Raw genomic sequence first — 26,279 nt, 5'->3', positions numbered from 1 at the left:
TGCCTAGGAGGTCCTCACCTCGGCCCGCGCGATCTCCGCGAGCCCGACGGCGGGCGGCCGCTCGGCGGTGCTCTCGATGGCCATCGCCCGGCCGCTGTGCGCCGAGTCGAGCAGGGACTCCATGATCTCGAGCACGTGATAGGCCAGCTCCCCGCCGGCCCGGGGCTCCTGCCCCTCGGGCGCCGCGGCCAGGTCCGCGATGCCGAAGCCGCGCCCGGAGTCAACGTAGCCGGCGGAGACCGGGAGCGTCTCCCACTCGGAGCCGCCGAGCGCGAAGAGCCGCACATCGCCGTCGAAGTGGTTCGGATCCGGGACCGCGAGCGTCCCCTTCTCGCCGTGGACCTCGATGTTCGACGACGTCGTCGTGACCGCGTCGAAGCTCATGACGAGCGTCGAGAGGGCCCCCGAGGCGTGCACGAGCACGCCGGTGACGTGCGTGTCGGTCGTGACCGGGATGCGCTCCCCCTGCCGCGGCCCGGAGCCGATGGTCCGCTCGGCACGGGTGTGGCTCGCGGCCCCGACCACGGAGACCACCGGCCCGAGCAGCGTCACGAGGGCCGTGACGTAGTACGGGCCCATGTCCAGCAGCGGCCCGCCGCCGGGCTGGTAGTAGAAGTCGGGGTTGGGGTGCCACCGCTCGTGCCCCGGGGTGACCATGGTCGCCGTCGCGGCGACCGGCGGCCCGATCAGCCCGTCGTCGATCGCCTTCCGCGCGGTCTGGATGCCCGTCCCGAGCACGGTGTCCGGCGCGCAGCCGACGACGACGCCCGCCGCCCGCGCGGCGTCGAGCACCTCGCGCGCCTCGGCGGCGGTCGCGGCGAGCGGCTTCTCGCCGTAGACGTGCTTGCCCGCGGCGATGGCCCTGAGTGCCACCTCGGCGTGGGCGGCCGGGACGGTCAGGTTCAGGACGAGGTCGACGTCGTCGGCGGCGAGCAGCTCGTCGACGGCGAGCGCGCGCACGCCCTGCCCGTACTCGGCGGCGACGTCCTGCGCCCGCGCCGGGTCGAGGTCGGCGACGGCGGCGAGCCGCACACCGTCGAGCCTGCGGAAGCTCTCCAGGTACTGGCCGACGATCTTCCCGCAGCCGACGATCCCGACGCGCAGCGGCTCTTCAGTGGTCAGCGGCTGGCCCACAGCAGGCCCCTTTCGATGATGGTGCGGACATTCGGATCCTGCAGGACCTCGACGCGATGCCCGGGCGTGCAGACGAAGATGCGGCCCCGGCCCCACTCGCGCGTCCAGATGGCCGGCGAGGTCACCTCGCGGTGCCACGGGTCCCACTCGCGGACCTTCTGCGTGGTGGTGGCGAGGACGTCGATGTAGTCGTCGGCGAGGACCCAGTACTGCTCGGTGACGAGGTCGAAGTCGGAGATCCCCTGGGTGATGGGGTGCGAGGCGGCGGCCGGCAGCATGGTCACCGTGTACGGGACGTAGTTGTCCGACTGCTCGCCGATCCGCTCGTCCGGGTGCTTGCCCGGATGGCACGCGAACTGCCCCCCGATGAGGTGCAGGTAGTCCGAGGTGTTCCGGTACGAGTCGGCGATGCCGCCGTGCCAGCCAGCCAGGCCCGTGCCGTTCTCGACGGCGGCGCGGAGCCCGGCGAACTCGTCCTTCTCGATCGTGGACATCGTCACGCACTGCATGATGAGGTCCACCCCGGCCATGTACTCGGCGTCGGCGTAGATCTTGGGCGACTCCTCCACGCGGACCTCGTAGCCATGCTCCGTGAGGAACGGGATGAAGAGCTCGGTGGCCTCGACGGGCTGGTGCCCGTCCCAGCCGCCGCGCACCACGAGCGCTGTCTTGGATGTTGTCATGTGGTTCCTTTGCTGCTGAAGGCGGCGTCGAACGCCGCGGCGGGCGGGGCGATGGCGGCGAGCTCCCTGACCAGGGCAAGCGCCTGCGGGGCGCCGACGAGGCGGTCCATGCCGGCGTCCTCCCACTCGATGCTCGTGGGGCCCTCGTACCCGATCGCGTTGAGGGTCCGGAAGATCGGCTCCCACTCCACGTGGCCGTGCCCGGCGGTGACGAAGTCCCAGCCGCGCCGCGGGTCGGCCCACGCGAGGTGCGAGCCCAGCAGGCCGTTGCGCCCGTTGAGCTGGCGCACCGACTCCTTGACGTGGACGTGGAAGATCCTGTCCGCGAAGTCCTGCAGGAACATCACGGGGTCCAGGTCCTGCCAGATGAAGTGCGAGGGGTCGAAGTTCAGCCCGAAGCTCTCCCGGTGCCCGATCGCCTCGAGCGTGCGCTTCGCGGTCCAGTAGTCGTAGGCGATCTCGGACGGGTGCACCTCGAGGGCGAACCGGACCCCGGCCTCGTCGAAGACGTCCAGGATCGGGTTCCACCGGTCGGCGAAGTCGCGGTAGCCGGCGTCGATCATCCCCTCCGGGACCGGCGGGAACATCGCGACGGCCTTCCAGATCGAGGAGCCGGTGAAGCCCGTGACGGTCTGCACGCCGAGCCGGGCGGCGGTGCGGGCGGTGGCCTTCATGACCTCGGCGGCGCGCGTGCGCACGCCCTCGGGGTCGCCGTCACCCCACACCTCCGGAGAGAGGATGCCCTGGTGGCGGGCGTCGATGGGGTCGTCACAGACGGCCTGGCCGGTGAGGTGGTTGGCGATCGCGTAGACCGTGAGATCGTGCTTCTCGAGGATGTCGAGCCGGGTCTGGAGGTAGGCGTCGTCCTCGGCGGCCCGGACCGGGTCGAGGTGGTCGCCCCAGCAGGCGATCTCGAGGCCGTCGAAGCCCCACTCCCCCGCGAGCCGGGCCACCTCCTCGAAGGGCAGGTCGGCCCACTGGCCCGTGAACAGGGCGATAGGTCGCGTCATGGTCAGGCCCCTCCTACTTTCGTCCATCGCGAATCGTCCGCCGCGCTCGCCTCGACGGCGGCGAGCACCCTCTGCACCTGCAGCGCGTCGGCGAACGACGGCGCGGGCTGCTGCCCGCGGGCGATCGCGCCGACGAGGTCCACGACCTGGTGGGTGAAGCCGTGCTCGTAGCCCAGGCCGTGGCCGGTGGGCCACCAGTTGCCGGCGTAGGGGTGGTGCGGCTCGGTGACGAGGATCCGCCGGAAGCCCGCGTCGGGGTCCGCGCCGTCGTAGAACCACAGGACGTTCAGGTCCTCGAAGTCGAACGCCAGCGAGCCCTTCGAGCCGTTGAGCTCGAGCCGCATCGCGTTCTTCCGTCCGAGCGCGAAGCGGGTGGCCTCGAACACTCCGACAGCAGTCGAAGAACCAGTGGCGCCGTCGAAACGGACGGAGAAGATCGCGGCGTCATCGACCGTCACCGGCCCGCGCTCGACGTCGCTCTTCTCACCCGCCCCGCCACCCAAGCCGTGCCCGCCCAGCCCCACGAAGTCCCCGCCCACGGGGCGCTCCTTCACGAACGTCTCGAGCAGCGCCGAGACGCCCGCGATGCTCTGGCCGGTGATCCACTGGGCGGCGTCGATCGAGTGCGCGCCGATGTCGCCGAGGGAACCCGAGCCGGACTTGGACCTGTCGAGCCGCCACGTCAGCGGCGCGTCGGCGTCGGAGAGCCAGTCCTGGAGGTACTGCGCCCGCACGTGCCGGATCTCGCCGAGCCGGCCCTCCTCGACGTACCGCTTGGCCAGCGCGAGCGCGGGCGTGCGGCGGTAGGAGAACCCGCACATCGAGAAGACCCCGCGCACGGCCGCGGAGTCCGCGGCCGCCGTCATCCGCTCGGCCTCCTCGACGGAGTTCGCGAGCGGCTTCTCGCACAGCACGTGCTTGCCGGCCTCGAGTGCCGCGATGGCGATCTCGGCGTGCGTGTCGCCGGGGGTGCAGATGTCGATGAGGTCGATGTCGTCCCGCTCGATGAGCCGGCGCCAGTCCGTCTCGGCGGACTCCCAACCGAGCTTGGCGGCCGCGGCCTGCACGGCGTCGGCGTGCCGGCCGGCGACGGCGGTGAGCTGCGGCGCGAGCGGCAGGTCGAAGAAGCGCGGGGCGGTGCGCCAGGCGTGGGAGTGGGCGGCGCCCATGAAGGCGTAGCCCACCATGCCGACGCGCAGCGGCTTCGGCTTGGTCATCGGTGAGTTCCTTTCACTTGCTGAATCCGGCGGTGAGGCCGCTGAGCAGCTGGCGGCGGGCGACGACGTAGATCACCAGGAGCGGCAGGGTCGCCAGCACGACGGAGGCCAGCACCGCAGGGATGTTCGCGGTGAACTCGCCCTGGAAGGTCCACAGGGACAGCGGGAGGACGCGGGTGGACGGGCTCTGCGTGAGGATCAGCGGGAAGAGGAAGCCGTTCCACACGTGCAGGGCGTTGTAGATGCCCACGGTCACGACCGCCGGGCGGACGAGCGGCAGCGCGAGCCGCCACATCATCGTCCAGTCGCTGCACCCGTCGAGCCGCATCGACTCGAACAGCTCATTCGGCACGTCCCGCAGGAAGTTGGAGAGGATCAGCACCGAGATCGGGATGGCGAACGCGATCGAGGGCAGGATGAGCGCGAGCAGCGTGTCGTACAGGTGCGCCCGGGTGATCATCCAGTAGATCGGGATGATCGTCGCGTGCAGCGGGATGGCCAGGCCCAGCAGGAACAGCTTGTTCGTGAAGGACAGGAAACGACCCCTGCCCCGGACGATCGCATAGGCGGCCATGAACGAGACCACGAGTGTGGGGACCACGCTGCCCACCGTGACGATGAGGCTGTTCGCGAAGTACAGGGCGAAGTTGTTCTCGAGCACGAGCTGGTAGTTCGCGAGCGTCGGCTCGGCCGGCGGGGCCATCGGGTTCGTCGTGAAGAACCCGGCCTGGTCCTTGAGGCTCGTGATCACCACGTAGTAGATCGGCAGGATGATGACCGCGAGCCAGATCCAGCCGCCGAGCCCGCCGAGGAGGTTCGGGGCGGAGCGCCGCGCCCGGGCCGGCCACGCTTCGTCGTGCGCACGACGACGCGCGGGCGCCGCCGGGGGTGCAGGGGCTTGCGTCGTGGACACCATCAGGCACCTTCCAGTTGGCTCGCGCTGGCGTTCCTGCCGCCGAGGCGCTGCAGGAGCAGGGCCAGGACGAGGCCGATGACGACGAGGATCACTCCGAGGGCGCTCGCCGCGCCCATGTCGTTGGCCTTGAAGCCCGTGAGGTACATGTGCAGCGGCAGGAGGCGGGTCGAGTAGCCCGGGCCGCCCGCGGTGAGGACGAACACGAGGTCGAAGTAGGCCAGGGAGCCGACGACCATGAGCGTCGAGGACGTGATGACCGTGTACTTCAGCTGCGGAAGCGTGATGTGCAGGAACTGCTTGACCCGGCCGGCGCCGTCGATCTGCGCGGCCTCGTAGAAGGACGCCGGGATCTGGCGGACGCCGCCCTGGTAGATGAGCGTGTGGAACGGCACGAACTGCCACGCGATGACGAAGACGACGACGAACAGCACGAGGTCCGAGCTGCCGAGCCAGTCCTGCGCGAGCGCCGGGACGCCGAAGCCCGGGCCGACGCCGAAGTTCGGGTCGAGGAGGGCCTTGTAGGCGATGGCGACGGCCGCCGAGGAGAGCAGGAGGGGCACGAAGTACAGGACGGCCAGGGCGGCGCGGTACTTCTGCCCGCCCGCGGTGAAGACGCCGAGCAGGAGGCTGATGGGCGCCTGGACGATGAAGGAGAAGAGCATGATCTTCGCCGTCACGACGAGCGCGTTGAGCGTGAGCTCGTCGGTGAGGACGCGCGCCCAGGAGGCCACGCCGTCGAGCGTGATCTCGCTCAGCCCGTCCCAGCGGGTGAAGCTCAGCGCGAGGACGCCGAGCAGCGGGACGATCGCGAAGACCACGAAGAACACAAGGGCTGGGGCGGCCAGCCACCCCGACGGGCCCGCTGCACGGGCCCGCCGGGAGGCGGTGGAGGTGAGGGCTGTTGTTGGTGCCAAGGCAATTGCCTACTTGCCGATCGTGGCGTTCATCGCGGAGACGAACTGCTCGGAGGTGATCTTCTTGAGGAAGATCTGGTCGAGGTTCGAGAGCATCGTGTCGCCCTGGGCCGGGCTCAGCGCCTGGTCCCACGAGAGCGTGAAGCTCGGGGCGTCCTTGGCCATGCCGTAGACGAAGGTCAGGAAGTCCTTGTCCGGGGAGGCCTCGAGCTTGCTCTCGATGCCCTTGACCACGGGCACGGCGCCCGAGTCGATGAGGTCCTGGGTGTTCTGCTCCGTGAACATCCCATCCTTGATGTAGTCCAGCGCGGCCTTCTTCTGCTCCCCGGTGGCCTTCGAGGACACCGACCAGAAGTTGGAGGGGTTGCCGACGATGTTCTTCGGGTCTCCCACGCCGCCCTCGACGGTCGGGAAGGTCGTGAAGCCGAGCTTGCCGCTGCCGACGAACTGCGCGGCGTCCTTCTTCATGCCCTGGTAGATCCAGCCGCCCTGGAGGATCATGGCGGCCTTGCCCGTGTACAGGAGGGCCTGGTCGGCGCTGCTGTCCGCGGCGATCGAGGAGAAGCCGTTGACGAAGCCGCCGGCGTCCACGAGCTCCTGGATTTTGGTCAGGGCCTCGGTGACGGCGGGGTGGGACCACGCTCCGGGCTTGTTCGCGGCGATGTCCGCGAAGACCTGGGGGCCGCCGATCCGCTCGACGAGGTACTCGAGCCACATGAGGTTGGGCCACTTGGACTGGCCGCCGAGGGAGAACGGGGCGACGCCGGCGGCCTTGAAGGTCGGCACGAGGGCCATGAGCTCGTCCCAGGTCTTGGGCGGCTGGGCGCCGACCTTCTCGAAGACGTCCTTGTTGTAGTAGAGGACGATCGGCTGGGCGTTGTTGTTCGGCAGCGCGTAGGTCTTGCCGTCGATCTCGCCGTTCTTGAGCACCGAGGGCAGGTAGCGGTCCCTGACGTCCGGGTTGTCCTTGAGGAACGTGCTGAGATCCTCAACCTGGCCAGCGTCGACGTAGGACTTGAGCACGCCGCCGCCCCAGCCGTAAATGAAGGTCGGGCCCTGCCCTGCGCCGACGGCGGTGCGGACCTTGGTCTTGTAGGCGTCGTTGGCGAAGAACTCGAGCTTGATGGACTCGGCCGGGTGCTCCTTGTTCCACGAGTCCACGGACTTCTGGAGCGAGGGCTGGTTGCCGCCTGTCAGCCCCCACATCGTGGCCGAGCCGGCGCTCACGGCCCCGCCGGGACCGGCGCTGCCGCAGGCGGCGAGGGTGAGGGCCAGGGCACCAGCGGCGGCGGCCGTCGCGGCCGCGCGCAGTTTCCGAATGTTCATGGTCTTCCGTTCATCCTCAGGGGTCGTCAGCGACCGCAAGGCTCCGAAATCTTTCGAATAGCTTTCGGCGTGTAGTGCCACGGTAGTGGGTGATCCAGCTCACGGTCAACGGGATCATGTCAAAAAGTTCAGGGCGTAAACCAAACGGGGTTTGACGCCATCGCCGTGAACGCGGACACTGGAGTGGATCGAAATATTTCGAAAGGTGGAGGGCCATGGCCAGCACGGAAACCCGGGCGAAGCCCACGCTCGCCGACATCGCACGCCTCACGGGCGTGTCCGCCCCCACGGTCTCGAAGGTCGTCAACGGCCGCCAGGACGTCGCCCCGGAGACGCGGGCCAAGGTCCTCGCGGCGCTCGAGCAGACGCGATACTCCTCCCCCGTTCAGCGCCGCTCCGCGGCCTCAGGGCCGGACATGGTCGAGGTCGTCTTCGACGCCTTCACCTCGGCCTACAACACGGAGGTGCTCACGGGGCTTCTCGAGGCCGCCGCAGCGGCCGGCGTCGAGATCGTGCTCAGCATCACGGGCGGGCAGGCAGGCGGCGGGGCCCACCCTGGGCCTCAGACAGCCAGCCCCGAGCGCCGGGCCCAGCGTCTGCTCGACGAGGGCCGGGCCGGGCTCATCGTGGTCACCTCGGCCTTCAACGAGGCCCAGCTCTCAGCCTTCCGCCGCCGGCAGATCCCCGTCGTCGTCATCGACCCGCTCAACCCGCCACCGCCGGACCTCGTGAGCGTCGGCGCGACGAACTGGGCCGGGGGCAAGGCGGCCGCCGAGCACCTGCTCGAGCTGGGGCACCGACGCATCGCCTACCTCGGCGGGCCCGAGGCCGCCGAGTGCAACCAGGCCCGCCTCCACGGCTACCTGTCCGCCCTCATGTCCCGGGGCGTGACCGTCGAGCCCGAGTGGATCATCCACGGCCAGTTCCGCACCGAGCACGGCGTCGAGGGGCTCCGGGCGCTGCTCGGGCGCAAGGAGCGGCCGACGGCGATCTTCGCCGCGAGCGACAGCATCGCCGTCGGCGTCCTGCGCGAGGCCCGCAGGCAGGGCGTCCGCATCCCCGACGAGCTGAGCCTCGTCGGGTTCGACGGCACCGCCCAGGCCGAGGACGCCGTCCCCGCGCTGACCTCGGTCTCGCAGCCCCTCCAGGACATGGGCCGCGCCGCGCTGCGCGCCGTCCTGCGCCAGGCGCGCGGCGAGGAGCTCGACTCGCACCGGGTCGAGCTCGCGACCCAGCTCGTCGTTCGCGAGTCGACCTCGGCGCCGGTGGACGCCCCGAAGGAGTCGCCCCGTAGCTGAGGGCGGCTGTCAGATCCAGCGGGGGGCCGCCGGGATGACGACCAGGTTGCCGTCGCGGGTTGCTGCCAGAGTCTGGCCCGGCTCGGCGCCGCGGCCGGCGGCCCAGCGGACGACGGCGGCGAGCGGCCCCTCGACGACCGTCACCCCGGCTGCGTCCACGCCTTCTGCGCCGGGACCGCCCTCGCCGAACGCGAGCCCGGCGTCGTCCCCACCGTCGATCCGGACCGCGAGGCCCGCGGTCTCGCCGCGTTTTTCCCACGCGCCCCAGATGTCGCCGAGGAGGCGCCGGAGCACGTCGGCGGGGATGTCGGCGAAGCGCGCGCCGTTGTCGAGGTCGACGGCGTGCAGCCAGACCTCGCGCGTGCGCATCCACACGGTCTCGGACACGGGCACGAGCCGGCCCTGCGCCGTGCGGACCTGCTCGCCCCAGCGGTCGGCGGGCAGGTCGCGCCACTCCACGGAAAGGTGCACGGCCGAGTGCTCGAAGAGGTTCAGCAGCGCGATCGGCGGCAGGGTCGCGCCGAACTCGATCTCCTCGTTGCGCGCCTCGGGCGAGGCGTACATGGGGGTCTCGACGCCGGTCGCGGCCCACTCGACGAGCCGGGCGATCGCGCGGGCGTTGTAGCCCACGTGCGCTATGACGTGCCGACGGGACCAGCCGGGCAGGAGCGAGGGCTCGTCCATCTCGGCGTAGGAGAGTTCGCCGAGCTTGCGGGCGAAGAACGCCGTCCCCCGCCGGGCCGTGAGCAGCCCCGCGCGGATCTCGGCGTCCTCGGCACGGTCGTGTCGAGCAGCCATGTCAGGCCTGCACGGAACCCACGACGCCGGCCGGCGGCACCGCGGGCAGCTCGGCCTGGGCGCGGGCCAGGTTGCGCAGCTCGCCGATGCCCTCGATGGCCACCGTCACGGTCTGCCCGTCGGCGATGTACACCTCGGGCGTGCGGGCGCGGCCGACGCCGCCCGTCGTGCCGGTGAGGATGAGGTCCCCCGGGTTGAGGGTGATCATCTCCGAGATGTAGGAGACGAGGTACTCGGGCCCGTGCACGAGGTCCCCGATCGAGCCGAGCTGCATCTGCTGCCCGTCGAGCTCTGTCGTGATGGCGGCATTCCGGTCGAGCTCGTCCGGGGTCACCATGACCGGGCCGACCGGCGTCGAGCGCTCCCAGATCTTGCCCTGGAGCCACTCCTTGGTGCGGAACTGGTAGGAGCGCATCGAGATGTCGTTCGCCGCCGTGTACCCGGCGATGTACTCCCCCGCCTCCGCCTCGGAGACGCGCCGCGCGCGCCTGCCGATGACGACGACGAGCTCAGCCTCCCAGTCGATCGCATGGTCGGCCGCGGGCAGCTCGATCTCGTCGTACGGGCCCGTGAGGGTCTCGGCGAACTTCGCGAAGAGGGTCGGGAACTCCGGCAGGTCGCGGCCCATCTCCTTGATGTGCGAGGCGTAGTTGAGCCCGACGCACAAGACCTTCGACGGCGAGGGGACCACCGGCGCGAGGTCGGCGCCCTCGAGCGGGTGCCGCACGCCGTCGGCCTTCTGGGCGATCTCGCGCCAGCCCTCGACGGCGAGCAGCGCGCCGAGGTCGGCGTACCCGGTCACCTCGACATTGGCGTCGGCGTCCTGCCGCACGGCGACGGTGCCGACTGTGGGGGCGGGGAGGCGCAGCGTCGCGAGCTTCACTTGTTTTCTCCTTCGATGAACGTGCGGTTGAAGTGCAGTCGCTCGAAGATCGGCTGATCGCCGAACCTGAACAGGTCGAACTGGGTCTCGGCCTCGATGGACCATGCGGCCCACGAGGGCACCACGATCATGTCGCCCTTGCCGACGGCGGTCCGCTCGCCGTTGAGGACGAATGCGCCCTCGCCCTCGAAGACCTGGTAGACGCTGGAGCCGACCTCGCGGGTCGTGCGGGTCGCGACGCCCGCACGCAGGCGGTGGAACTCGGCACGGATCGTGGACATGACGTCGCCGCCCGTGGTCGGGTTGGTGAATCGCACAGCGGCGTGGCCCTGGCTGACGGTCGCGGGATAGCCCTCGTCCTCGAGCGCGAGCTGCTCGGTGAGGGCCCGGTCGGTGTGCTCCCACCGGTAGGCGCCGATGGGCGAGCTCACGGTGTTCTCGAGCTGCGAGATCGGGCGCAGGCCGGGGTGACACCACAGCCGCTCCGAGCGGGAGATCTCCGGGGTCGCCTCGTCGGTCACGCGCTCGGTGCCGAACTCGAAGAAGCCCGCGTCCATGCCATGCACGAACGGGATGTCGAGCCCGTCGATCCACGCCATGGGCTGGTCGGTCTCGTTGTGGTGGCCGTGGAAGTTCCAGCCCGGGGTCAGCAGGAAGTCCCCGCGCGACATCCGCACCGGGTCGCCGTTGACGACCGTCCACACGCCCTCGCCCTCGACGACGAACCGGAACGCGTTCTGCGAGTGCCGGTGCTCGGGGGCGACCTCGTGCCCGCCGAGGTACTGGATCGCCGCCCACAGCGTCGGCGTCGCGTAGGGGCGCCCGCCCAGGCCCGGGTTCGCGAGCGCGATCGCGCGCCGCTCGCCGCCGCGGCCCACCGGGACGAGGTCCCCGGCCCGCTCGGCCAGCGGCAGCAGTGTGTTCCAGCGCCACACATGCGGCACCGCCGCGGGCGCCGGGACCATGGGCATGAGCTCGTCCAGCTGCGTCCACAGCGGGATCATGTTCTCCTTCGCCATGGTCGCGTACATCGCCTCGAGCTCGGCCGCCTCTTCGGGCGTCGGCTCGCTCGCGACCATGGCGTTCGTCGCGGTTCCATGGGTCACGTCGCCGTGGATCCTCACTCTGGCCTCCTTGCCGTATCGGTGTGTCCTGCCTCTCACACTAGGAAGCCCGGCCGCAGGCGTGCCAAAACATTCTGCTGTCCAGAAGGAGGTTCCGCGGAGATGCGCAGGAGAAGAGGAACAAGCTGTTGAGCAGCATTCCGCCATGCAGAATCACTTTGCCGCCCTGCACGGCCCTTCCCATCCTGAGACGCATGACACAGCTCAACCCCACCAAGCTTCCTCCCACCCCCACCCAGCAGCCCTCCGCCGTCGTCGTGGGAGGCGGTATCGGCGGCGTCGCCGCCGCCCTGCGCCTCCGCCAGAGCGGCGCCGCAGTGACCCTGCTCGAGACGGCGCCCGAGTTCGGCGAGGTCGGCGCGGGCCTCCAGCTCGCGCCCAACGCGACGCGCCTCCTCAAGGACTGGGGACTCCTCGAGAAGGTGCTCGCGACCGCCGTCGCGCCCCGGCGCCTCGTCTTCCGCGACGCCGTGACGGGCCAGGAGATCCTGCGCCAGGACGTGCGCGGCGAGTTCGAGGAGCGCTACGGCGCCCCGTACATCGTGGCGCACCGCGCCGACCTGCACGCGATCCTCGTCGAGGCCGCGCGCGAGGCCGGCGTCGAGCTCGTCAACGGCGTCACCGTCGTCGCTGCCGAGAACACGCCGGCCGGCGCGAAGGCCGTGGCCGAGGACGGCCGCGCGTTCGAGGCCGACGCCGTCATCGCCGCGGACGGCACCCGTTCCGTCGTGCGGGCGGCCTTCGCGGGCGACGACGAGCCCGTCCCCTCGGGGTACGTCGCCTTCCGCGGCGCCCTGCCGATCGCTGACGTCCAGCACGCCTCGGACTTGGAGGACGTCGTCGTGTGGCTCGGGCCGCGCTGCCACCTCGTCCAGTACCCCCTCCGCCGCGGCGAGATGTTCAACACCGTGGCCGTGTTCCAGTCCCCCGCGTTCCTGCGCGGCGAGGAGGCCTGGGGCTCCGAGGACGAGCTCGAGGAGGCCTACAGGGACTGCGTTCCCGAGGTCCGTTCCGCCCTGAAGAACCTATGGCGCGTGCGCTCGTGGCCCATGTTCGACCGCGTGCCCGTGGCGAAGTGGACGGACGGGAACGTGGCCCTGCTCGGCGACTCGGCCCACGCGATGCTCCAGTACCTCGCCCAGGGCGCGTGCCAGGCGCTCGAGGACGTCGAGGTCCTCACGCGCGAGGTCCGCGAGACCGTGGTCCCCGCCTCGGCACCGGAGCGCCGCGGGGCCTGGGCCCGGGCACTGCGGGCCTACAACGAGGTCCGCGAGCCGCGCACCACGCGGGTGCAGACGATCGCGCGGATCTGGGGCGAGTCGTGGCACGTCGACGAGCCGGTCGCGGTCCTCGTGCGGAACATGCTCTTCCAGGCCGCCGAAGCGCGCGGCGGATTCCCCTACGCGGACTGGCTCTACGGCGTCGACTCCCTCGCTGCAACAGAGCGCGTCCGCGAGGAGCTCGCCGCCGTCGCCCAGAACGCCTGAGCGCACCCTTCCTTTTATCCATTCGATAGATTTATACTCGAGGAGTCGGCCGGCATCCCACCCAGCACGCGCAGCGTGCGCAACAGGAAGGAGACCGCCATGGCCAGATTCGTGGGCTCGTGGTGGATCAAGGACGGGATCGATGGCCGCCGGCTCGAGGCGCAGGGGTTCGCCTCGACGCTCGGCGGCCTGTCCCACTTCGACTGGACCCAGGACCACGGCGATTCGGGCGTCGTGCGCAAGGACTTCGTCACCACGAGTGGGCTGACGCAGCGCACGGACTCGGTCGACGCCTTCCAGATGTCCAGCCACGGCTGGAGCGGGGGCTTCGCGACGTGGGACGGCAACGTCACCACGGCAGACGCCGTCGACTTCGGCAAGAACGACCTCGAGATCTTCGCGACGCACGCGTGCGACCTCCTCGAGCACACCTCCTCGAATTCCGTGGGCCGCTGGATCCCCGCGTTCCAGCGCCTGCACTACATGCTCGGCTTCCACAACTCCTCGTACTCGGGAGGCGGCCAGGACTCGCGCGGCACGTGGTTCGCCATCTACGCGGCGTGGGCGCACTACGCCCTGCCCTTCGGCTGGTGGGACCTGCCGGTCCGCGAGGCCTGGGCCGAGGCGAACGAGATCGTCGAGGGCTCCAACGTCCAGTGGGCCTACCTGCGCGCCACGAGCCCCACGGCCCCGACCTACAACGAGTTCCTCCGTGCCGGCGAGCCCGCCGATCCCACCTCCAACCGGTCCTTCTTCACCGCACGCGGCACCTGCTAGGAGTCAGCCATGTCACCGACCATCCATGACATCGACTTCCGCACCCAGCTCCCGGACGTCTCGGGCAGCCTGCCGGTGGCCCGGGTCGCGGCGCCCTGCCCGGGCGGACGCACCGAGGCCGCCCGCGCCCTCGCGGACGTCCTCGGCCTCGGCGGCACGACGCACGTCGACCTGCCGTTCGGCCATGCGCTCGCCTCGAAGGCCGGGCAGGTCGAGGTGTTCGCCGCGAGCGGCGCCGTCCGCGCGCGCAGCACCGAGCGCCTCAGGGCGCACGACGACGAGCGGCGGCGCTGGCCCGACGCTCACCGAAGCGACCGGGACGGCACCTGGGAACTCGACCCCGGCATGGGGCGCAGACTGCTCTCCGAGGCCTCGGAACTGCTGGGCAAGGCGGGCCTGTTCGAGGAGCCGGCGCGCACCGACGTCGTCCTCGGCCAGTGGGCCGAGCTCGACGAGAAGGGCAACGAGGTGGACTCCGGTCCCGGCCGGGCGACCGTCCGCTTCGCCTACGAGGCCGCGGGCGTCCCGTTCATCGGCCCGGGCGCGAAGACGCTCCTGCACTACGACCCGGTCGACGGCGGTGCGGCGCTCGCGCGCCTGTTCCACGTGTGCCGCCGAACCGAGGAGAGGGGCGAGGTCGCGGGCACGGATCCCGAGCGGCTCTTCGCGCGGTTCCTGGCCGAGCCGATCTTCGCCGTCGACAAGCAGCCGGACGCGAAGATCGCCGTGACCTCGGCGGAGTTCGGCCTCCTGGCCCTGCCCGCCGACGTCCCGCAGCGCGCGGCCCTCCCGGCGCTCGCCCTCGAGGGCGTCATCGAGGGGCTCGTGGACCCGGAGGGGCGGCCGTACGAGCTGCGCTTCGCGCGCTACCTCACAGTGCCCGAGCCCGAGGCGCTCGCGAAGGCGGGGTTCGCCTCCGCCCCCGCGCTCGCCACGAGCACCCCGGTGAAGAGCCGGGGCGAGGCGGCATAGCCCAGCGGCGGCCTCGAACGCGAGGAGCCCCCGCGTCGGGAAGGCGCGGGGGCTCCTGCTCGTCAGGCCAGATCGGGCATCAGCCGGGCCGTCAGGCCCCCACCCGGACCTCCACAGGGGCCTCTGCGTTCTCAGGCTCCGCCTCCAGCGGGTAGATCGTCTCCGCGGGGGCGCGGTTGGTCGCCGTCGCCCACGGGTAGTAGACGGCCGCGGTCACCGCGATGCCGACGAGCCATGAGATGTCCGCCCCGCCCAGGAGCTTCGTGATCGGCCCCGTGTACATCGCCTGGGCGAGGAACGGGATCTGGACGACGACGCCGATCGCGTAGGAGACGAGCGCGACGGCGTTCCACTTCCCGTAGCGCCCCGCCGGCGAGTACAGGGCGGGGATGTCGAGCCGGTCGCGGGAGACCTTGTAGTAGTCCACGAGGTTGATGACGGACCACGGCGTGAACACCATGAGCAGGAGCAGGACGAAGTTCTTGAAGACGTTGAGGAAGTCCTTGGTAGCAAGCAGGGCGACGAGGACGCTCACGGCGATCACGGCGATGACGAACAGCGCGCGGACGATCGGCCGCACCCCGTTGCGCCCCGAGAACGCCGTCGAGATGGTCACCGAGCACATGAAGGCGCCGTAGGCGTTGAGGCAGTTCACGGTGAGCTTGCCGGTCACGATCATGAGGTAGACCGCGAGGGCGAGCATGCCGCCGCCGGCGAGGTCGCCCATGTAGCCGACCTGGTTCTTGATGAAGTCGCCGCCGAGGCCCGCGGCGGAGAGCCCGCCCGCGAGGGCGCCGAGGGTCATGGCCCACTGCGCGCCACCCACCGAGCCGGCGAACGTGTACCAGAAGGTGCGCTTCTCGGGGGTGTCCTGCGGGAGGTAGCGCGAGTAGTCGGCGACGTACGGGCCGAAGGTCAGCTGCCAGCCCGCGGCGAGCGAGATGGCGATGAGGAACGTCGGCAGCTCGAACGGCTTGATGAAGATGGCCTGCGAGATGTCGAAGCGCGTGAATGTCACGACCGTGAGGTACAGGAAGCCGGCGAGGCCGAGCACGGTCGCGACGCGGCCCATGGCGTGGATGTACTTGTAGCCCATGATGGCCAGGACGGCCGTGGCGCCGCCGAAGATGAGGATGCCGACGGCGGGGGCATCCGTGCCGAGCATGAGGTTGATGGCCTGCCCGGAGAGGACCGTGCCCGTCGAGGCGAAGCCGATGTACATGAGGATCACGAGGATCAGCGGGATCACGGCACCGTAGACGCCGAACTGCGCGCGGCTCGAGATCATCTGGGGCAGGCCCAGCTTGGGGCCCTGCGCTGAGTGCAGGGCCATGACGATCCCGCCGAGCACGTTGCCCACGAGCAGGCCGACGATCGCCCAGAACGCGTCGGCCCCGAACACGACGGCGAGCGCGCCGTCGACGATTGCGGTGATCTGGGCGTTGGCGCCGAACCAGAGCGTGAACTGCCCCCAGGGGCGGCCATGGCGCTCGCCCTTGGGCACCATGTCGATGGATCGGGTTTCTACGGCTGCACCAGCCATGTTGACTCCTCGGGAGGGAACGGAATAGTCATCAATGTCACATCACGGGCTGCGGTCGGGCCACGGCTTGCCGCCCATACGCGTCCGGGTTTCCAGACACCGACTGTCGCGCGGATCCGCGTCTCGCCTCGGTAGAGTGGAGAGCATGAGCGAGGGAATCGTCGTCGGCGGCACTGAGGACATCCAGGAGGGCAGCGCGAAGGTCGTGGAGCCCGAGGAGTCGGGGTTCGACGAGCCGATCGCCGTCTTCCGCACTGAGACCGGCTGCTTCTTCGCGCTCAACGACACGTGCACGCACGAGGAGGCGTCCCTCGCGGACGGCTGGATCGAGGGCGAGGACGTCGAGTGCCCGCTGCACTCCTCGACCTTCAGCCTCCGCAGCGGCAAGGTGAAGGGCCTCCCCGCGACCGAGGACGCCCGCACGCACCGGGTCGAGGTCCGGGACGGGCAGATCCTCCTCTTCCCAGGCACCGACGCGGACCCGGACGCCTGCCCGAGCCAGTAACTCCATGAGCGCGCCCCGCCGGGTCGTCATCGTGGGCGGGGGCGTCGCTGGCTTCAGCGCCGCGGCCGAGCTGCGCGCCCGCGGCTACGACGGCGCCCTCGATCTCATCGACCCCTCGGGCGCGCCCTATGACCGGCCTCCGCTGAGCAAGGGCTACCTCCTGGGCACGAAGGACGCCGCGGGACTGCGCCTCGCGCCCGAGTCCTGGTACGCCGAGCACGCCGTCGAACTGCACGCTGCCCGCGCCTCCGCGCTGCGCCCCACCGAGGCCGCCGTGGAGCTCGACGGCGGGCGCCTGCTCGCCGCTGACGCCGTCCTCCTCGCCTCGGGCGCCCTCGCCCGCCCGCTGCGCGTCCCCGGCGGCGAGGCCACCCTGACCCTGCGCACGCGCGACGACGCCGACCGGCTCCGCGCCGCCCTCGCGCCCGGGGCGCGCATCGCCGTCGTCGGCGGCGGGCTCATCGGCGCCGAGACCGCCTCGGCTGCCGTCGCCCTGGGCGCCGAGGTGACCCTCATCGAGCCGCTCGACCCGCCGCTCGTCCCCGCGGTGGGCGAGGCGCTCGCGCGCCGGCTGCATGACCAGCACGCCGAGCACGGCGTCCGCGTGCTCACGGCGGTGCCGGAGCGGATCGACAGCGCAGGCAGCGCCGGGCGGGCAGCCCATAGGGTCACCCTCTCCGACGGCACGGCGGTCGGGGCCGACGCCGTCGTGGTGGGCATCGGCGTCGTGCCCGACACAGCCCTCGCCGCCGCGGCGGGGCTCGTCGTGGACGACGGCGTGCTCGTCGACGCCTCGCAGCGCACCTCGAACCCGGCCGTGTTCGCCGCCGGTGACGCGACCAGGCTGCGGCGCCCTGACGGGACCCTCGCCCGGCGCGCCGAGCACTGGGAGGCGGCCGTGCGCTCGGGCCAGGCCGCGGCGGCGGGGCTGCTCGGCCAGGCCCCGCCCGAGTTCGGCGCCCCCTGGTTCTGGTCCGATCGGCACGGCGTCCACGTCGAGGCGGTGGGCAGCCTCGAGGGGCCCGGCGCCGTCGTCGTGCGCCGGACGGACGACGACGTGCCCTCCGCGGCCTTCCGGCTCGCCGAGGACGGGCGGCTGCTCGGGTGCGCGGCGGTGGACGGGGGGCTGCTCGTGCGAGCGGCGCGGCGGCTCATTGACCGCGGCACGCCTGTGGATCCCGAGGTCCTCGCCGATCCGACAGCGGATCCGCGCAAGCTCGTGCGCTAGCCCTACGGCAGCTCGGCCGCGATCGCCGCGCAGCACGCGTGCAGCGCCTCGACCACGGCGGGCTCCTCGAGGGCGGCTGCACGCGAGCGCGGTGCGCTGAGCGAGACCCCGAGCCAGACCCGGCCGCGCGGCGCCGGGACGATCGCCCCGATGGCCGCGATGTCCGACTCCGTCCTGCCGATGTTGAGCGCGTACCCCTGGGCGCGGACGCTCCCGAGCTCCGCCACGAGCGCCGCGAGCGCGTCAGGGGCGAGGTAGTCCCCCGAGAGCTGGGAGGAGCGGCCCGAGTAGATCTGGCGCACGGCGTCGTCGTCGAGGTCGGCGAGCATGGCCCGGCCGGCCGAGCTCAGCGACGCCGGGAGCACCGTCCCCGTCCTGTCCCCGATGCGCAGGAGCTGGGGCCCCTCGACGCTCGCGAGGAAGCGCGCCGTCGTGCCCGTGCGCGTCACGAGGTTGGCCGTCTCGAGCGCGGTGGCGGCAAGCCGCTCGAGGTGGGGCAGCGCGATCGTGACGATCTCGCGGAGCCGCCCCTGCCGGCCGGGGCCGAGCAGGGCGGGGCCGGCGGAGTAGCGCCGCGACTCGTCCTGGAGCGCGAAGCCACGGTAGACGAGCGTCGCGAGGAGCCGGTGGGCGGTCGACGGCGCGACCCCGAGCCGCTCCGCCGCCTCGCCCACGCGGACGGCCTCGCGCTCCTGGAGCATGAGCAGGAGCTGGAGCGCGTTGTCGACGGACTCGACCGCGTACGTCGGCTTCTTCACGATCCGCATCTTCTGCACTCCAGAATCTTATGGTCGTGGCGCTCGCCACAACAGACCCTTGATGGCATGACTTCTTCTGCCGCGGCGACGTCGGCAACGGCGCGGAGCCGGCAGGGCCGCCGGTCGTCGATCATCGCCATCGCCATCTGCTGGTCGCTCATCGTCTTCGACGGCTACGACCTCATCGTCTACGGGTCCGTGCAGAACGTCCTCATCGAGAAGGCCGGCTGGGGGCTCACCGCGGCCTCTGCGGGAACGCTCGGCTCGATGGCCTTCGTGGGCATGATGATCGGCGCGGTCTTCGCGGGCCGACTCTCCGACGCGTGGGGCCGCCGCAAGGCGATTCTGCTCTGCGGGATCGTGTTCTCGGTGGCCACGGTGCTGTGCGCCTTCGCGCCGGGCGCGGTGGCGTTCGGCGCCCTCCGCCTCATCGCGGGCCTCGGCCTCGGCGGGCTCGTGCCCTCGGCGAACGCGATGACCGCCGAGCTCATCCCCGACCGCTGGCGCGGATCGATGGCCACGCTCATGATGTCCGGCGTCCCGATCGGCGGCACAGCCGCCGCCCTCCTCGGCCTCGTCCTCATCCCGGCGTTCGGCTGGCAGTCCATGTTCCTCGTCGCCGTCCTCGCCCTCGTCGTCCTCGCCGCCGGGTATCGGTACCTGCCGGAGACCCTGCCCTCCACGCAGCCCCCGGCGGCCAGCGACGCGGGCGGCTCCGCGGGCCGGCCCCGCAGCCAGACCGAGAAGGCCGGCTTCGGCGGCCTCTTCCGCGCCCCGTTCCTGGGCCTCACCGTCCTCTTCGCGGCCTCGACCCTCTTCACGCTCTTTGCGTGGTACGGCCTCGGCACGCAGCTGCCCAAGATCATGCGCGACTCGGGCGCGGACCTCGGCCCCGCGCTGACCTTCACGATCGCGCTCAACCTCGGCGCCGTCGCGGGCTCCATCGTCACGGCATGGGCCGGCGACCGGTTCGGCACCGTCCGCACCTCAGTCGTCGCGGCCTTCCTCGCGGGGGCCGCCCTCGTGGCCCTCATGGGCGGCACGACGAACAGCACGCTGATCTACGCGGCCCTCGTGCTCGCCGGCGTCGGGACGCACGGCACGCAGTCCCTCGTGATCGGCGCGATCTCCTCGCACTACCCCGGCCAGCTGCGTGGCACTGCCCTCGGCTGGGCGCTCGGCGTGGGCCGCGTCGGCGCCGTGCTGGCCCCGCAGATCTCGGGCCTCCTGCTCGCGAACAAGGCGATCCCGCCGGCGCTCAACTTCCTCATGTTCGGGGGTGCGGCGCTCGCCTCGGCGGCCTTCCTCGCCGCCGTCGTCCTCCGAGACGCACGACTCCGGGCGGCCGGGCTCTCGGTCGCATCCTCGCCGGAGCGGGTGCCCGCCGCCCATTAGACAGCCGGCCACATGCCGCGGCGCCCGGCCCCACGAAGGGGACCGGGCGCCGTCGTGCGCGAGGGTGCTAGGTGCGTGAGCGCCGCTAGCCCGCCAAGCCCGCGAGGCCGAACACCACGGCCGCGATCGCGAAGCCGCTCACGCCGATGAGGGTCTCCATGACGGTCCACGTCGCGAGGGTCGTCTTGACGTCCATGCCCATGAACCGGCCCACGAGCCAGAAGCCGGAGTCGTTGACGTGCGAGACGACCACCGAGCCGGCCGCGACCGCGATGACGAGCGCCGCGAGCTGCATGCCGTTGAGGCCAGCGGCGGCGACGGCCGGCGCGATGAGGCCCGCCGCGGTCGTGAGCGCGACGGTCGCGGAGCCCTGGGCGATGCGCAGGATCGCGGAGATGAGGAAGCCCGCGACGATGAGCGGGATGCCGAGCCCACCGAGCACGTCGGCGAGCGCCTTGCCAATCCCGGACGTGCGCAGCACGCCACCGAACATGCCGCCGGCACCGGTGATGAGGATGACGGAGCACACGGGGCCGAGCGAGGACTCGAGGAGCTTCTCGAGCACAGAGCCGTGCACGCCGCGGCGCGTCCCGAGCACGACGGCGGCGACGAGGAGCGAGATGAGCAGCGCGACGGGCGTCTCGCCGAGGGTGCGCAGGATCTGGTACCAGGACTGGCCCTTGACGGACTCGTCAATAACGCCGGACGTGGCAAGCGTGTTGAGGCCCGTGTTGAGGAAGATGAGCACGAGCGGCAGGAGCAGGACGCCGACGACGGTGCGGAACCGCGGCGGGTGCGCCTCGGCGTCGGCACTCGCGTGGCCGAGGATCTCGGGCACGGGCAGCACGAGGCGCTTGCCCATCCAGAGGCCGTAGAGGTAGGCGGTCAGGTACCACGTGGGGATCGCGGCAACGAGGCCCGCGATGACGACGAAGCCGACGTTCGCGTCGAAGAACGCCGACGCCGAGACCGGGCCCGGGTGCGGCGGGACGAAGATGTGCATGACCGAGAAGGCGCCCGCGGCGGGGAGGCCGTAGCGGAGCACTCCCCCGCCGAGGCGGTGGGCGACGGCGAACACGACCGGAAGCATGACCACGAGGCCGGCGTCGAAGAAGATCGGGAAGCCGAAGATGAGCGACGCGAGGCCGAGGGCGAACGGCGCGCGCTTCTCGCCGAAGATGCCGATGAGGTAGTCCGCGAGCACCTTCGCGCCCCCGCTCGTCTCGACGATCCGGCCGAGCATCGCGCCGAGGCCAACGAGGAGCGCGACCGAGCCGAGGGTCGTGCCGAACCCGTGCACGAGGACCGGGACAATCTGGTCTGCGGGAATGCCGGTCGCGACCGCGGTGCCGAGGCTCACGAGGATGAGCGCGACGAGCGCGTGCATCCGGAAGCGGATGATGAGGACGAGCAGGAGCGCGATGGCCGCGGCCGCGATGAGCAGCAGCGGGCCTGCGCCCAAGGTCTGGGTCCATCCTTCGATGGTCATGGTTCTCCTTTGAAACGGGGGAAAGCAGAAGGGGGAAGCTCAGGGCCCGGGCTCAGGCCGGGGTGAGGTGCAGCGAGGCGGTGATTGCGCGGACGAGCTGCTCGGGGCTGACGGCAATGTCGAGGCGCATGCTGCCGGAGGCGTACTCGTCGGCAGTGAGGGGCTCGAGGGTCGCGAGCTGGCTGGGCAGGAGCGTGGGCGGCATGAAGTGCCCACCGCGCGAGGCCATGCGCTCGGCGAGGAGCTCGGGGGCGCCGTCGAGATGGGCGAAGACGACCCGGCCCTCGGCCTGGGCGAGGAGGCGCCGGTAGGAGCGCTTGAGCGCCGAGCACGTCAGGACGGTGCTGCGGCCCTCGCGGGCCTGCTCGGTCATCCAGTCGCGGATGCTGCGCAGCCAGGGCCACCGGTCCTCGTCGGTGAGCGGCTGCCCGCCGGCCATCTTGGCGATGTTCGCCTCGGAGTGGAACTCGTCCGCCTCGGCGAGCTGCCATCCGAGCTGCGTGGCGAGGGATGCGGACACGGTCGACTTGCCGGCCCCGGCAACGCCCATGACCACGATGTGCAGTGGGCCCATGGCTACCTCCAGTGAAGACGTCGTTGGCTTCCGAAGAAGCGCGTGCCGGGTGCGCTCTGCCGCCGGCCGACAAGAAAGGTATCACCATTGCTTCGGCATTGGTAGTACTTTTTGTGCCAAAGGTCATATTTTTCCGCAGGCCCCGGTAGGCTGGTCTCCGACGAAGGAGGGCACAGGTGTCAACGGGGACAGGGCCGGCCGCGACGGAGCCGAAGGGCTTTTCGCCCGCGGGGGAAGGCGGCCTCCACGAGCGCATGCTCGATACGCTCGGAGAGCGCATCGCCTCGGGCCTCCTGGCGCCGGGGACCCGGCTCACGCTCGAGGAGCTGCAGCAGGAGTTCGCGGTCTCCCGCACCGTCGCCAGGGACACGATGCGCGTGCTCGAGTCCATGAACCTCGTCTACTCGCGCCGCCGGGTCGGCATCGTGGTCCAGGACCCCTCTCGCTGGAACGTCTACGACCCCAAGCTCGTGCGCTGGCGGCTCGCCTCGGGCCGACGCGAGGAGCAGTACGCCTCGCTCACCGAGCTGCGCATCGCCATCGAGCCCATCGCCGCCGCGGGCGCTGCGCAGCGGGCGACTCCGGCCCAGCGGGCCGAGCTCGCGGCCCTCGCCGCCGAGCTCCGCCGCTCGGGCGAGGCCGGCGACCTCGAGACCTTCCTCGCCGCGGACATTGCCTTCCACCGGCTCGTGCTGCACTCATGCGGGAACGAGATGTTCGCCGCGCTCGACGACATGGTCGCCGAGGTCCTCACGAGCCGCACGCGCCAGGGCCTCATGCCCTTCCACCCGCGCCCCGAGGCGCTCGCGGCGCACGAGGACGTCGCCGCCGCCGTCGCGGGCGGCAAGGCCGTCGACGCCGAGGAGTCGATGCACCGCGTCGTCGTCGAGGTCCGGCAGGCCATGGGGCTGGAGTAGCGCTCGCCCGTAGACACAGACGCACGACGGCGCGTGGCCGGCCTCCGTGCGGAAGCCGGCCACGCGCCGTCGTGCGTCAGAGTGGGCCTGGGGAGCCCGGCGCTGTCAGGGCGTCAGAGCGCCTCGATCGCGGCCTTCGCCGTCGGGTCCGAGCCCTCGAGGAACTTCTCGATGCGCTCCGGCTCGTCGGCCTCGCCGATGGCCGAGGAGGCCCGGCCGAGGGCGTAGAGCGCGCGCAGGAAGCCCTGGTTCGGCTCGTGCTCCCACGGCACGGGCCCGGCACCGCGCCAGCCGTTGCGGCGCAGGGCGTCGAGGCCGCGGTGGTAGCCCACGCGGGCGAACGCGTAGGACTCGATCGTGCGGCCCTCGTTCCAGGCCTGCTCAGCGAGGATCGCCCACAGGAGCGAGGACTCCGGGTGCTCGACCACGAGGTCCTCGGCCTTGTGGCCGAGGGCGAGGCCCTGGTAGACCTCCGACTCGGCCGGGAGCCGCGTGGGCTCGGGGCCGAGGAGGTTGGTGCGGAACTCGTCGCTCATGCGTCCCCCCGAATCCCGCGCTACTTGATGGACTTGCCGGCGGAGCCGAGCTGCTGCGCGGCCTCGACGACGCGCGCGGCCATGCCGGCCTCGGCGCTCGCGCCCCACACGCGCGGGTCGTAGGTCTTCTTGTTGCCGAGGCCGCCGTCGACCTTGAGCACGCCGTCGTAGTTCGAGAACATGTGGCCGGCCACCGGGCGGGTGAACGCGTACTGCGTGTCCGTGTCGATGTTCATCTTGATGACGCCGAAGGAGACGGCGTCCGCGATCTCCTGCTCGGACGAGCCGGAGCCGCCGTGGAAGACGAGGTCGAACGGGTTGGCCTTGCCGATCCGCGCGCCGACCTGCTCCTGGATGTCCTTGAGGAGCTCGGGGCGGAGCTTGACGTTGCCCGGCTTGTAGACGCCGTGGACGTTGCCGAAGGTCAGGGCCGTGATGTAGCGGCCGTTCTCGCCGGCGCCGAGGGCCTCGATGGTCGCGAGGGCGTCGTCGACCGTCGTGTAGAGCTTCTCGTTGATCTCGTTCTCGACGCCGTCCTCCTCGCCGCCGACCGTGCCGATCTCGACCTCGAGGATCATCTTCGCGGCGGAGGTGCGGGCCAGGAGGTCCTTCGCGATGCGGAGGTTCTCGTCGAGCGGCTCGTGCGAGCCGTCCCACATGTGGGAGTTGAACAGCGGGTCGCGGCCGGCCTTGACCTCGGCCTCGGAGGCCTCGAGGAGGGGCAGGACGAAGCCGTCGAGCTTGTCCTTCGGGCAGTGGTCGGTGTGCAGGGCGATGTTGACGTCGTAGTTCTTGGCGACCTCGCGGGCGAACGCCGCGAAGCCGAGCGAGCCGGCGACCATGTCCTTGACGGACGCGCCGGACCAGTACGCGGCGCCGCCGGTGGAGACCTGGATGATGCCGTCGGAGCCAGCCTCGGCGAAGCCGCGGATCGTCGCGTTGAGCGTCTGCGACGAGGTGACGTTGACCGCCGGGAACGCGAAGCCGCCAGCCTTGGCGGCGTCGATCATCTCGGCGTACTTCTCGGGAGTGGCGATAGGCATAGAGGGCTCCTCGATCTGGGTCCACACGGGTCCACGCGGTTGTACGCGTGCTGGCCACTGCCCATCCTAGCGAGGCCCCGCTGCGGCCGGGTGCCCGCGCTCACACATGACGGACGACGGCGCGCTGGTCGCCTTGGTTCGGACTCTCACCTCCCGAGAAACTCTCGAATCCTTCTCTAGAAATGATGACCCTCATTCGATAGAGTTAGAACATACGTTCGATTCATGCACAGCTCAGCAAGGCATCCAGGAGGGGGCCCGAATGTCCGTGGAAGCAGTCGCGCCTGCCGATGCGCTCGTCTTCGGCTCCCGCGACCCGGACGTCCTCCACGGCGCCCTCTGGATGGATATCTCGACCCTCAACACTGCCGAGGGTGCCGCGCGTGGCCTCGCTGCTCTTGCCGATCTGGACGCCTTCAGGGCGAGCTTGGCCGCCCTCCTGGTCACGGGTCTGAACGACCACATCGCCGAGCAGCCGCTCGAGGGCCGGGATGGCCAGCCGACGCGGCTCGGGGGCGAGCTGGCTCACGCGGCCACGGTCTCCGAGCTAGCGCTCGTCCACGGGACGTCCGAGGCCGCTGCCGCGCGGACCCTGAACTTCTCCACCGCACTCGTGGGAACGCATCCAGGCGTCCACGAGGCACTCGCCTCCGGGGACATCACCGAGGCCCATGCGCGGGTCATCGTCGAGCAGGCCGCAACACTGCCTGAGGAGGCAGCGCACGCGTTCGGCATCGAGGCCCTCACGAAGCTGCGCTCGAGGAAGGGCCTCCTGCGGACGCCGAGCGAGCTCCGCACCATCGTCCGGAACCTGCGGGAACGACGTCATCCCGAGTCGATCGTCGCGCGTCGGGCGCGGGCCCGATCCGACCGGGGCGTGTGGTTCCGGCCTGAGGACGACGGCATGTGCTCCCTGGCCGCCCTCCTGCCTGCCGAGACCGGCCTCGCCATGTACGAGCGCATCGACGCCCTCGCCCGGGCGGCCCAGGCCCCCGAGGACGAGCTCCGGACGCTGCCCCAGCTGCGGGCCGACGCCCTCGCCCAGCTCACGCTCACCGCCACGGGATGCGGCCCCGACGGAACCGAGGCCACATCAGACCTCCAGCCCGGGGGAATGCCGGAGCAGATCGCAGACCTCGAGGAGCTCACCGGGCGCGTCAAGGCCGAGATCGTCGTGCACATCCCGGTTGCCGTTCTGCTGGGGGGCTCCGACGATGTGGCCGAGCTCGAGGGCTACGGCGTCGTCGATGCGACGACCGCCCGGCAGCTGGCTGCGGCGGCGCCCACGTGGGAGCGCCTCCTGACGGACGACGAGGGGGTGCCGGTCAAACTCGCGCGCACGGCGTACCGCCCACCGGCCGGATTGAGGCGCTTCATCAGATACCGCGATGGGACCTGCATCGTTCCCCACTGCACCTGCCCCGCCGAGCGGGCCGAGGTCGACCACACGATCGAATGGCAGGACGGCGGCACCACTGACGCGGACAACCTGGCCCTCCTGTGCCGGAAGCACCACGCCCTCAAGTCGCTCGCACTCTTCCACCTGCGCCGCGAGGCGGCCGAGCGGGGGGACAACGCCCGGGTCAGCGGCCATCTCGTCTGGGAGACGCTTCTCGGGCGGAGGTATCCGGCCGAACCCGTGGACCGCGGCCACATCCTGGGACCCGAATCGCCCCCGTTCTGACGGGCCTTCCTGACGGGCCTTGACCGCCGCCTGGTTTTGCGGCACGCGAGGGCCTGCCCCTACACTGA

25 protein-coding genes are annotated in these 26,279 nt (G+C 71.2%); 9 read left to right on the top strand and 16 right to left on the bottom strand.

The genetic code is table 11. The annotated features are described in order from the left end of the window. Window positions 1-3: 3 nt before the first annotated feature. From ACUYMY_RS02660 to ACUYMY_RS02630, 7 genes are read right to left on the bottom strand one after another with little or no spacing between them, the layout of a single operon-like run. On the bottom strand, window positions 4-1,134 hold the full coding sequence (locus tag ACUYMY_RS02660; protein ID WP_481702095.1) for a Gfo/Idh/MocA family protein: 1,131 nt from the start codon (window positions 1,132-1,134) through the stop codon (window positions 4-6). After that, complete coding sequence (locus ACUYMY_RS02655) at window positions 1,119-1,817, bottom strand: ThuA domain-containing protein (RefSeq protein WP_481702094.1); 699 nt, start codon at window positions 1,815-1,817, stop codon at window positions 1,119-1,121. Before ACUYMY_RS02655 ends, ACUYMY_RS02660 begins: the two co-directional genes overlap by 16 nt. Beyond that, on the bottom strand, window positions 1,814-2,827 hold the full coding sequence (locus tag ACUYMY_RS02650) for a sugar phosphate isomerase/epimerase family protein (protein WP_481702093.1): 1,014 nt from the start codon (window positions 2,825-2,827) through the stop codon (window positions 1,814-1,816). Before ACUYMY_RS02650 ends, ACUYMY_RS02655 begins: the two co-directional genes overlap by 4 nt. A gap of 2 nt (window positions 2,828-2,829) precedes the next feature. Then, window positions 2,830-4,044: a Gfo/Idh/MocA family protein gene (locus ACUYMY_RS02645; RefSeq protein ID WP_481702092.1), complete on the bottom strand. Its 1,215-nt coding sequence runs from the start codon at window positions 4,042-4,044 to the stop codon at window positions 2,830-2,832. Between the two features lie 13 nt (window positions 4,045-4,057). Further along, window positions 4,058-4,960, bottom strand: coding sequence for a carbohydrate ABC transporter permease (locus ACUYMY_RS02640; RefSeq protein ID WP_481702091.1), 903 nt, complete (start codon window positions 4,958-4,960; stop codon window positions 4,058-4,060). Then, window positions 4,960-5,874 (bottom strand): carbohydrate ABC transporter permease, encoded by a 915-nt coding sequence (locus ACUYMY_RS02635; RefSeq protein WP_481702090.1) that lies wholly within the window; start codon window positions 5,872-5,874, stop codon window positions 4,960-4,962. Before ACUYMY_RS02635 ends, ACUYMY_RS02640 begins: the two co-directional genes overlap by 1 nt. A gap of 9 nt (window positions 5,875-5,883) precedes the next feature. Then, the gene (locus ACUYMY_RS02630) at window positions 5,884-7,200 is read right to left on the bottom strand and encodes an extracellular solute-binding protein (protein ID WP_481702089.1); all 1,317 of its coding nucleotides are present in this window, start codon (window positions 7,198-7,200) and stop codon (window positions 5,884-5,886) included. A gap of 215 nt (window positions 7,201-7,415) precedes the next feature. On the opposite strand from ACUYMY_RS02630, the gene ACUYMY_RS02625 reads away from it, so the two are divergent. Next, a complete protein-coding gene (locus tag ACUYMY_RS02625) occupies window positions 7,416-8,498 on the top strand; it encodes a LacI family DNA-binding transcriptional regulator (RefSeq protein WP_481702088.1) in 1,083 nt (360 codons plus the stop codon). A 9-nt stretch (window positions 8,499-8,507) separates the two neighbouring features. Here ACUYMY_RS02625 and ACUYMY_RS02620 read toward each other — a convergent pair whose 3' ends face one another. Genes ACUYMY_RS02620 through ACUYMY_RS02610 form a run of 3 tightly spaced genes read right to left on the bottom strand, consistent with a single transcriptional unit; the run spans window position 8,508 to window position 11,258 of the window. Then, on the bottom strand, window positions 8,508-9,296 hold the full coding sequence (locus tag ACUYMY_RS02620; protein WP_481702087.1) for a maleylpyruvate isomerase family mycothiol-dependent enzyme: 789 nt from the start codon (window positions 9,294-9,296) through the stop codon (window positions 8,508-8,510). Window position 9,297: 1 nt separating this feature from the next. After that, a complete protein-coding gene (locus tag ACUYMY_RS02615; protein ID WP_481702086.1) occupies window positions 9,298-10,179 on the bottom strand; it encodes a fumarylacetoacetate hydrolase family protein in 882 nt (293 codons plus the stop codon). Then, window positions 10,176-11,258 (bottom strand): cupin domain-containing protein, encoded by a 1,083-nt coding sequence (locus ACUYMY_RS02610; protein WP_481704936.1) that lies wholly within the window; start codon window positions 11,256-11,258, stop codon window positions 10,176-10,178. The genes ACUYMY_RS02615 and ACUYMY_RS02610 overlap by 4 nt, the downstream gene beginning before the upstream one ends. 239 nt (window positions 11,259-11,497) lie before the next feature. Here ACUYMY_RS02610 and ACUYMY_RS02605 point away from each other — a divergent pair, with 239 nt between their 5' ends. From ACUYMY_RS02605 to ACUYMY_RS02595, 3 genes are all read left to right on the top strand, one after another. Continuing rightward, window positions 11,498-12,790 carry an FAD-dependent monooxygenase gene (locus ACUYMY_RS02605; RefSeq protein ID WP_481702085.1) on the top strand — a complete coding sequence of 431 codons (1,293 nt, stop codon included), beginning with the start codon at window positions 11,498-11,500 and terminating at the stop codon, window positions 12,788-12,790. 99 nt (window positions 12,791-12,889) lie between these two features. Then, complete coding sequence (locus ACUYMY_RS02600; protein ID WP_481702084.1) at window positions 12,890-13,567, top strand: DUF6345 domain-containing protein; 678 nt, start codon at window positions 12,890-12,892, stop codon at window positions 13,565-13,567. A gap of 9 nt (window positions 13,568-13,576) precedes the next feature. Then, the gene (locus ACUYMY_RS02595) at window positions 13,577-14,539 is read left to right on the top strand and encodes a hypothetical protein (protein WP_481702083.1); all 963 of its coding nucleotides are present in this window, start codon (window positions 13,577-13,579) and stop codon (window positions 14,537-14,539) included. A 91-nt stretch (window positions 14,540-14,630) separates the two neighbouring features. Here ACUYMY_RS02595 and ACUYMY_RS02590 read toward each other — a convergent pair whose 3' ends face one another. Further along, window positions 14,631-16,082 carry a purine-cytosine permease family protein gene (locus tag ACUYMY_RS02590; protein ID WP_481702082.1) on the bottom strand — a complete coding sequence of 484 codons (1,452 nt, stop codon included), beginning with the start codon at window positions 16,080-16,082 and terminating at the stop codon, window positions 14,631-14,633. 145 nt (window positions 16,083-16,227) lie between these two features. Between ACUYMY_RS02590 and ACUYMY_RS02585 the strand changes: the two genes are divergently transcribed. Both ACUYMY_RS02585 and ACUYMY_RS02580 read left to right on the top strand, forming a co-directional pair. After that, window positions 16,228-16,587, top strand: coding sequence for a non-heme iron oxygenase ferredoxin subunit (locus ACUYMY_RS02585; RefSeq protein WP_481702081.1), 360 nt, complete (start codon window positions 16,228-16,230; stop codon window positions 16,585-16,587). A 4-nt stretch (window positions 16,588-16,591) separates the two neighbouring features. Beyond that, window positions 16,592-17,815 (top strand): NAD(P)/FAD-dependent oxidoreductase, encoded by a 1,224-nt coding sequence (locus ACUYMY_RS02580; protein WP_481702080.1) that lies wholly within the window; start codon window positions 16,592-16,594, stop codon window positions 17,813-17,815. Between the two features lie 2 nt (window positions 17,816-17,817). Here ACUYMY_RS02580 and ACUYMY_RS02575 read toward each other — a convergent pair whose 3' ends face one another. Continuing rightward, on the bottom strand, window positions 17,818-18,582 hold the full coding sequence (locus ACUYMY_RS02575; RefSeq protein ID WP_481704935.1) for an IclR family transcriptional regulator: 765 nt from the start codon (window positions 18,580-18,582) through the stop codon (window positions 17,818-17,820). Window positions 18,583-18,639: 57 nt separating this feature from the next. On the opposite strand from ACUYMY_RS02575, the gene ACUYMY_RS02570 reads away from it, so the two are divergent. After that, window positions 18,640-19,968, top strand: coding sequence for an MFS transporter (locus ACUYMY_RS02570; RefSeq protein ID WP_481702079.1), 1,329 nt, complete (start codon window positions 18,640-18,642; stop codon window positions 19,966-19,968). A gap of 85 nt (window positions 19,969-20,053) precedes the next feature. Here the strand turns inward: ACUYMY_RS02570 and ACUYMY_RS02565 are convergent, their stop codons facing one another. After that, entirely contained in the window at window positions 20,054-21,457 is a 1,404-nt protein-coding gene (locus ACUYMY_RS02565; protein ID WP_481702078.1) for a GntP family permease, read from the bottom strand. 52 nt (window positions 21,458-21,509) lie between these two features. Then, window positions 21,510-22,031: a gluconokinase gene (locus ACUYMY_RS02560; RefSeq protein WP_481702077.1), complete on the bottom strand. Its 522-nt coding sequence runs from the start codon at window positions 22,029-22,031 to the stop codon at window positions 21,510-21,512. 176 nt (window positions 22,032-22,207) lie between these two features. On the opposite strand from ACUYMY_RS02560, the gene ACUYMY_RS02555 reads away from it, so the two are divergent. Continuing rightward, window positions 22,208-22,948, top strand: a complete 741-nt coding sequence (locus ACUYMY_RS02555; RefSeq protein ID WP_481702076.1) for a FadR/GntR family transcriptional regulator — start codon at window positions 22,208-22,210, stop codon at window positions 22,946-22,948. A 113-nt stretch (window positions 22,949-23,061) separates the two neighbouring features. Here the strand turns inward: ACUYMY_RS02555 and ACUYMY_RS02550 are convergent, their stop codons facing one another. Together ACUYMY_RS02550 and fbaA are read right to left on the bottom strand one after the other, a co-directional pair. Next, window positions 23,062-23,484, bottom strand: coding sequence for a DUF3151 domain-containing protein (locus ACUYMY_RS02550; RefSeq protein WP_481702075.1), 423 nt, complete (start codon window positions 23,482-23,484; stop codon window positions 23,062-23,064). A 20-nt stretch (window positions 23,485-23,504) separates the two neighbouring features. Beyond that, window positions 23,505-24,527 (bottom strand): class II fructose-bisphosphate aldolase, encoded by a 1,023-nt coding sequence (gene fbaA / locus ACUYMY_RS02545; protein ID WP_481702074.1) that lies wholly within the window; start codon window positions 24,525-24,527, stop codon window positions 23,505-23,507. A gap of 262 nt (window positions 24,528-24,789) precedes the next feature. Between fbaA and ACUYMY_RS02540 the strand changes: the two genes are divergently transcribed. Then, on the top strand, window positions 24,790-26,211 hold the full coding sequence (locus ACUYMY_RS02540; RefSeq protein ID WP_481702073.1) for an HNH endonuclease: 1,422 nt from the start codon (window positions 24,790-24,792) through the stop codon (window positions 26,209-26,211). Window positions 26,212-26,279 lie beyond the last annotated feature (68 nt).

It is taken from the genome of Sinomonas sp. T428B (genome assembly GCF_056780155.1).
Note: the sequence above shows the minus strand (reverse complement) of the source record. Positions and strands in the feature narration are given on the sequence as shown.

Coding starts and splice junctions, on each gene's coding strand:
- fbaA (WP_481702074.1), bottom strand. CDS start 24,527: ATGCCTATCGCCACTCCCGAGAAGTACGCCGAGATGATCGACGCCGCC.
- ACUYMY_RS02655 (WP_481702094.1), bottom strand. CDS start 1,817: ATGACAACATCCAAGACAGCGCTCGTGGTGCGCGGCGGCTGGGACGGG.
- ACUYMY_RS02640 (WP_481702091.1), bottom strand. CDS start 4,960: ATGGTGTCCACGACGCAAGCCCCTGCACCCCCGGCGGCGCCCGCGCGT.
- ACUYMY_RS02550 (WP_481702075.1), bottom strand. CDS start 23,484: ATGAGCGACGAGTTCCGCACCAACCTCCTCGGCCCCGAGCCCACGCGG.
- ACUYMY_RS02575 (WP_481704935.1), bottom strand. CDS start 18,582: ATGCGGATCGTGAAGAAGCCGACGTACGCGGTCGAGTCCGTCGACAAC.
- ACUYMY_RS02600 (WP_481702084.1), top strand. CDS start 12,890: ATGGCCAGATTCGTGGGCTCGTGGTGGATCAAGGACGGGATCGATGGC.
- ACUYMY_RS02595 (WP_481702083.1), top strand. CDS start 13,577: ATGTCACCGACCATCCATGACATCGACTTCCGCACCCAGCTCCCGGAC.
- ACUYMY_RS02585 (WP_481702081.1), top strand. CDS start 16,228: ATGAGCGAGGGAATCGTCGTCGGCGGCACTGAGGACATCCAGGAGGGC.
- ACUYMY_RS02620 (WP_481702087.1), bottom strand. CDS start 9,296: ATGGCTGCTCGACACGACCGTGCCGAGGACGCCGAGATCCGCGCGGGG.
- ACUYMY_RS02630 (WP_481702089.1), bottom strand. CDS start 7,200: ATGAACATTCGGAAACTGCGCGCGGCCGCGACGGCCGCCGCCGCTGGT.
- ACUYMY_RS02625 (WP_481702088.1), top strand. CDS start 7,416: ATGGCCAGCACGGAAACCCGGGCGAAGCCCACGCTCGCCGACATCGCA.
- ACUYMY_RS02565 (WP_481702078.1), bottom strand. CDS start 21,457: ATGACCATCGAAGGATGGACCCAGACCTTGGGCGCAGGCCCGCTGCTG.
- ACUYMY_RS02650 (WP_481702093.1), bottom strand. CDS start 2,827: ATGACGCGACCTATCGCCCTGTTCACGGGCCAGTGGGCCGACCTGCCC.
- ACUYMY_RS02570 (WP_481702079.1), top strand. CDS start 18,640: ATGACTTCTTCTGCCGCGGCGACGTCGGCAACGGCGCGGAGCCGGCAG.
- ACUYMY_RS02590 (WP_481702082.1), bottom strand. CDS start 16,082: ATGGCTGGTGCAGCCGTAGAAACCCGATCCATCGACATGGTGCCCAAG.
- ACUYMY_RS02540 (WP_481702073.1), top strand. CDS start 24,790: ATGTCCGTGGAAGCAGTCGCGCCTGCCGATGCGCTCGTCTTCGGCTCC.
- ACUYMY_RS02645 (WP_481702092.1), bottom strand. CDS start 4,044: ATGACCAAGCCGAAGCCGCTGCGCGTCGGCATGGTGGGCTACGCCTTC.
- ACUYMY_RS02610 (WP_481704936.1), bottom strand. CDS start 11,258: ATGGTCGCGAGCGAGCCGACGCCCGAAGAGGCGGCCGAGCTCGAGGCG.
- ACUYMY_RS02605 (WP_481702085.1), top strand. CDS start 11,498: ATGACACAGCTCAACCCCACCAAGCTTCCTCCCACCCCCACCCAGCAG.
- ACUYMY_RS02580 (WP_481702080.1), top strand. CDS start 16,592: ATGAGCGCGCCCCGCCGGGTCGTCATCGTGGGCGGGGGCGTCGCTGGC.
- ACUYMY_RS02560 (WP_481702077.1), bottom strand. CDS start 22,031: ATGGGCCCACTGCACATCGTGGTCATGGGCGTTGCCGGGGCCGGCAAG.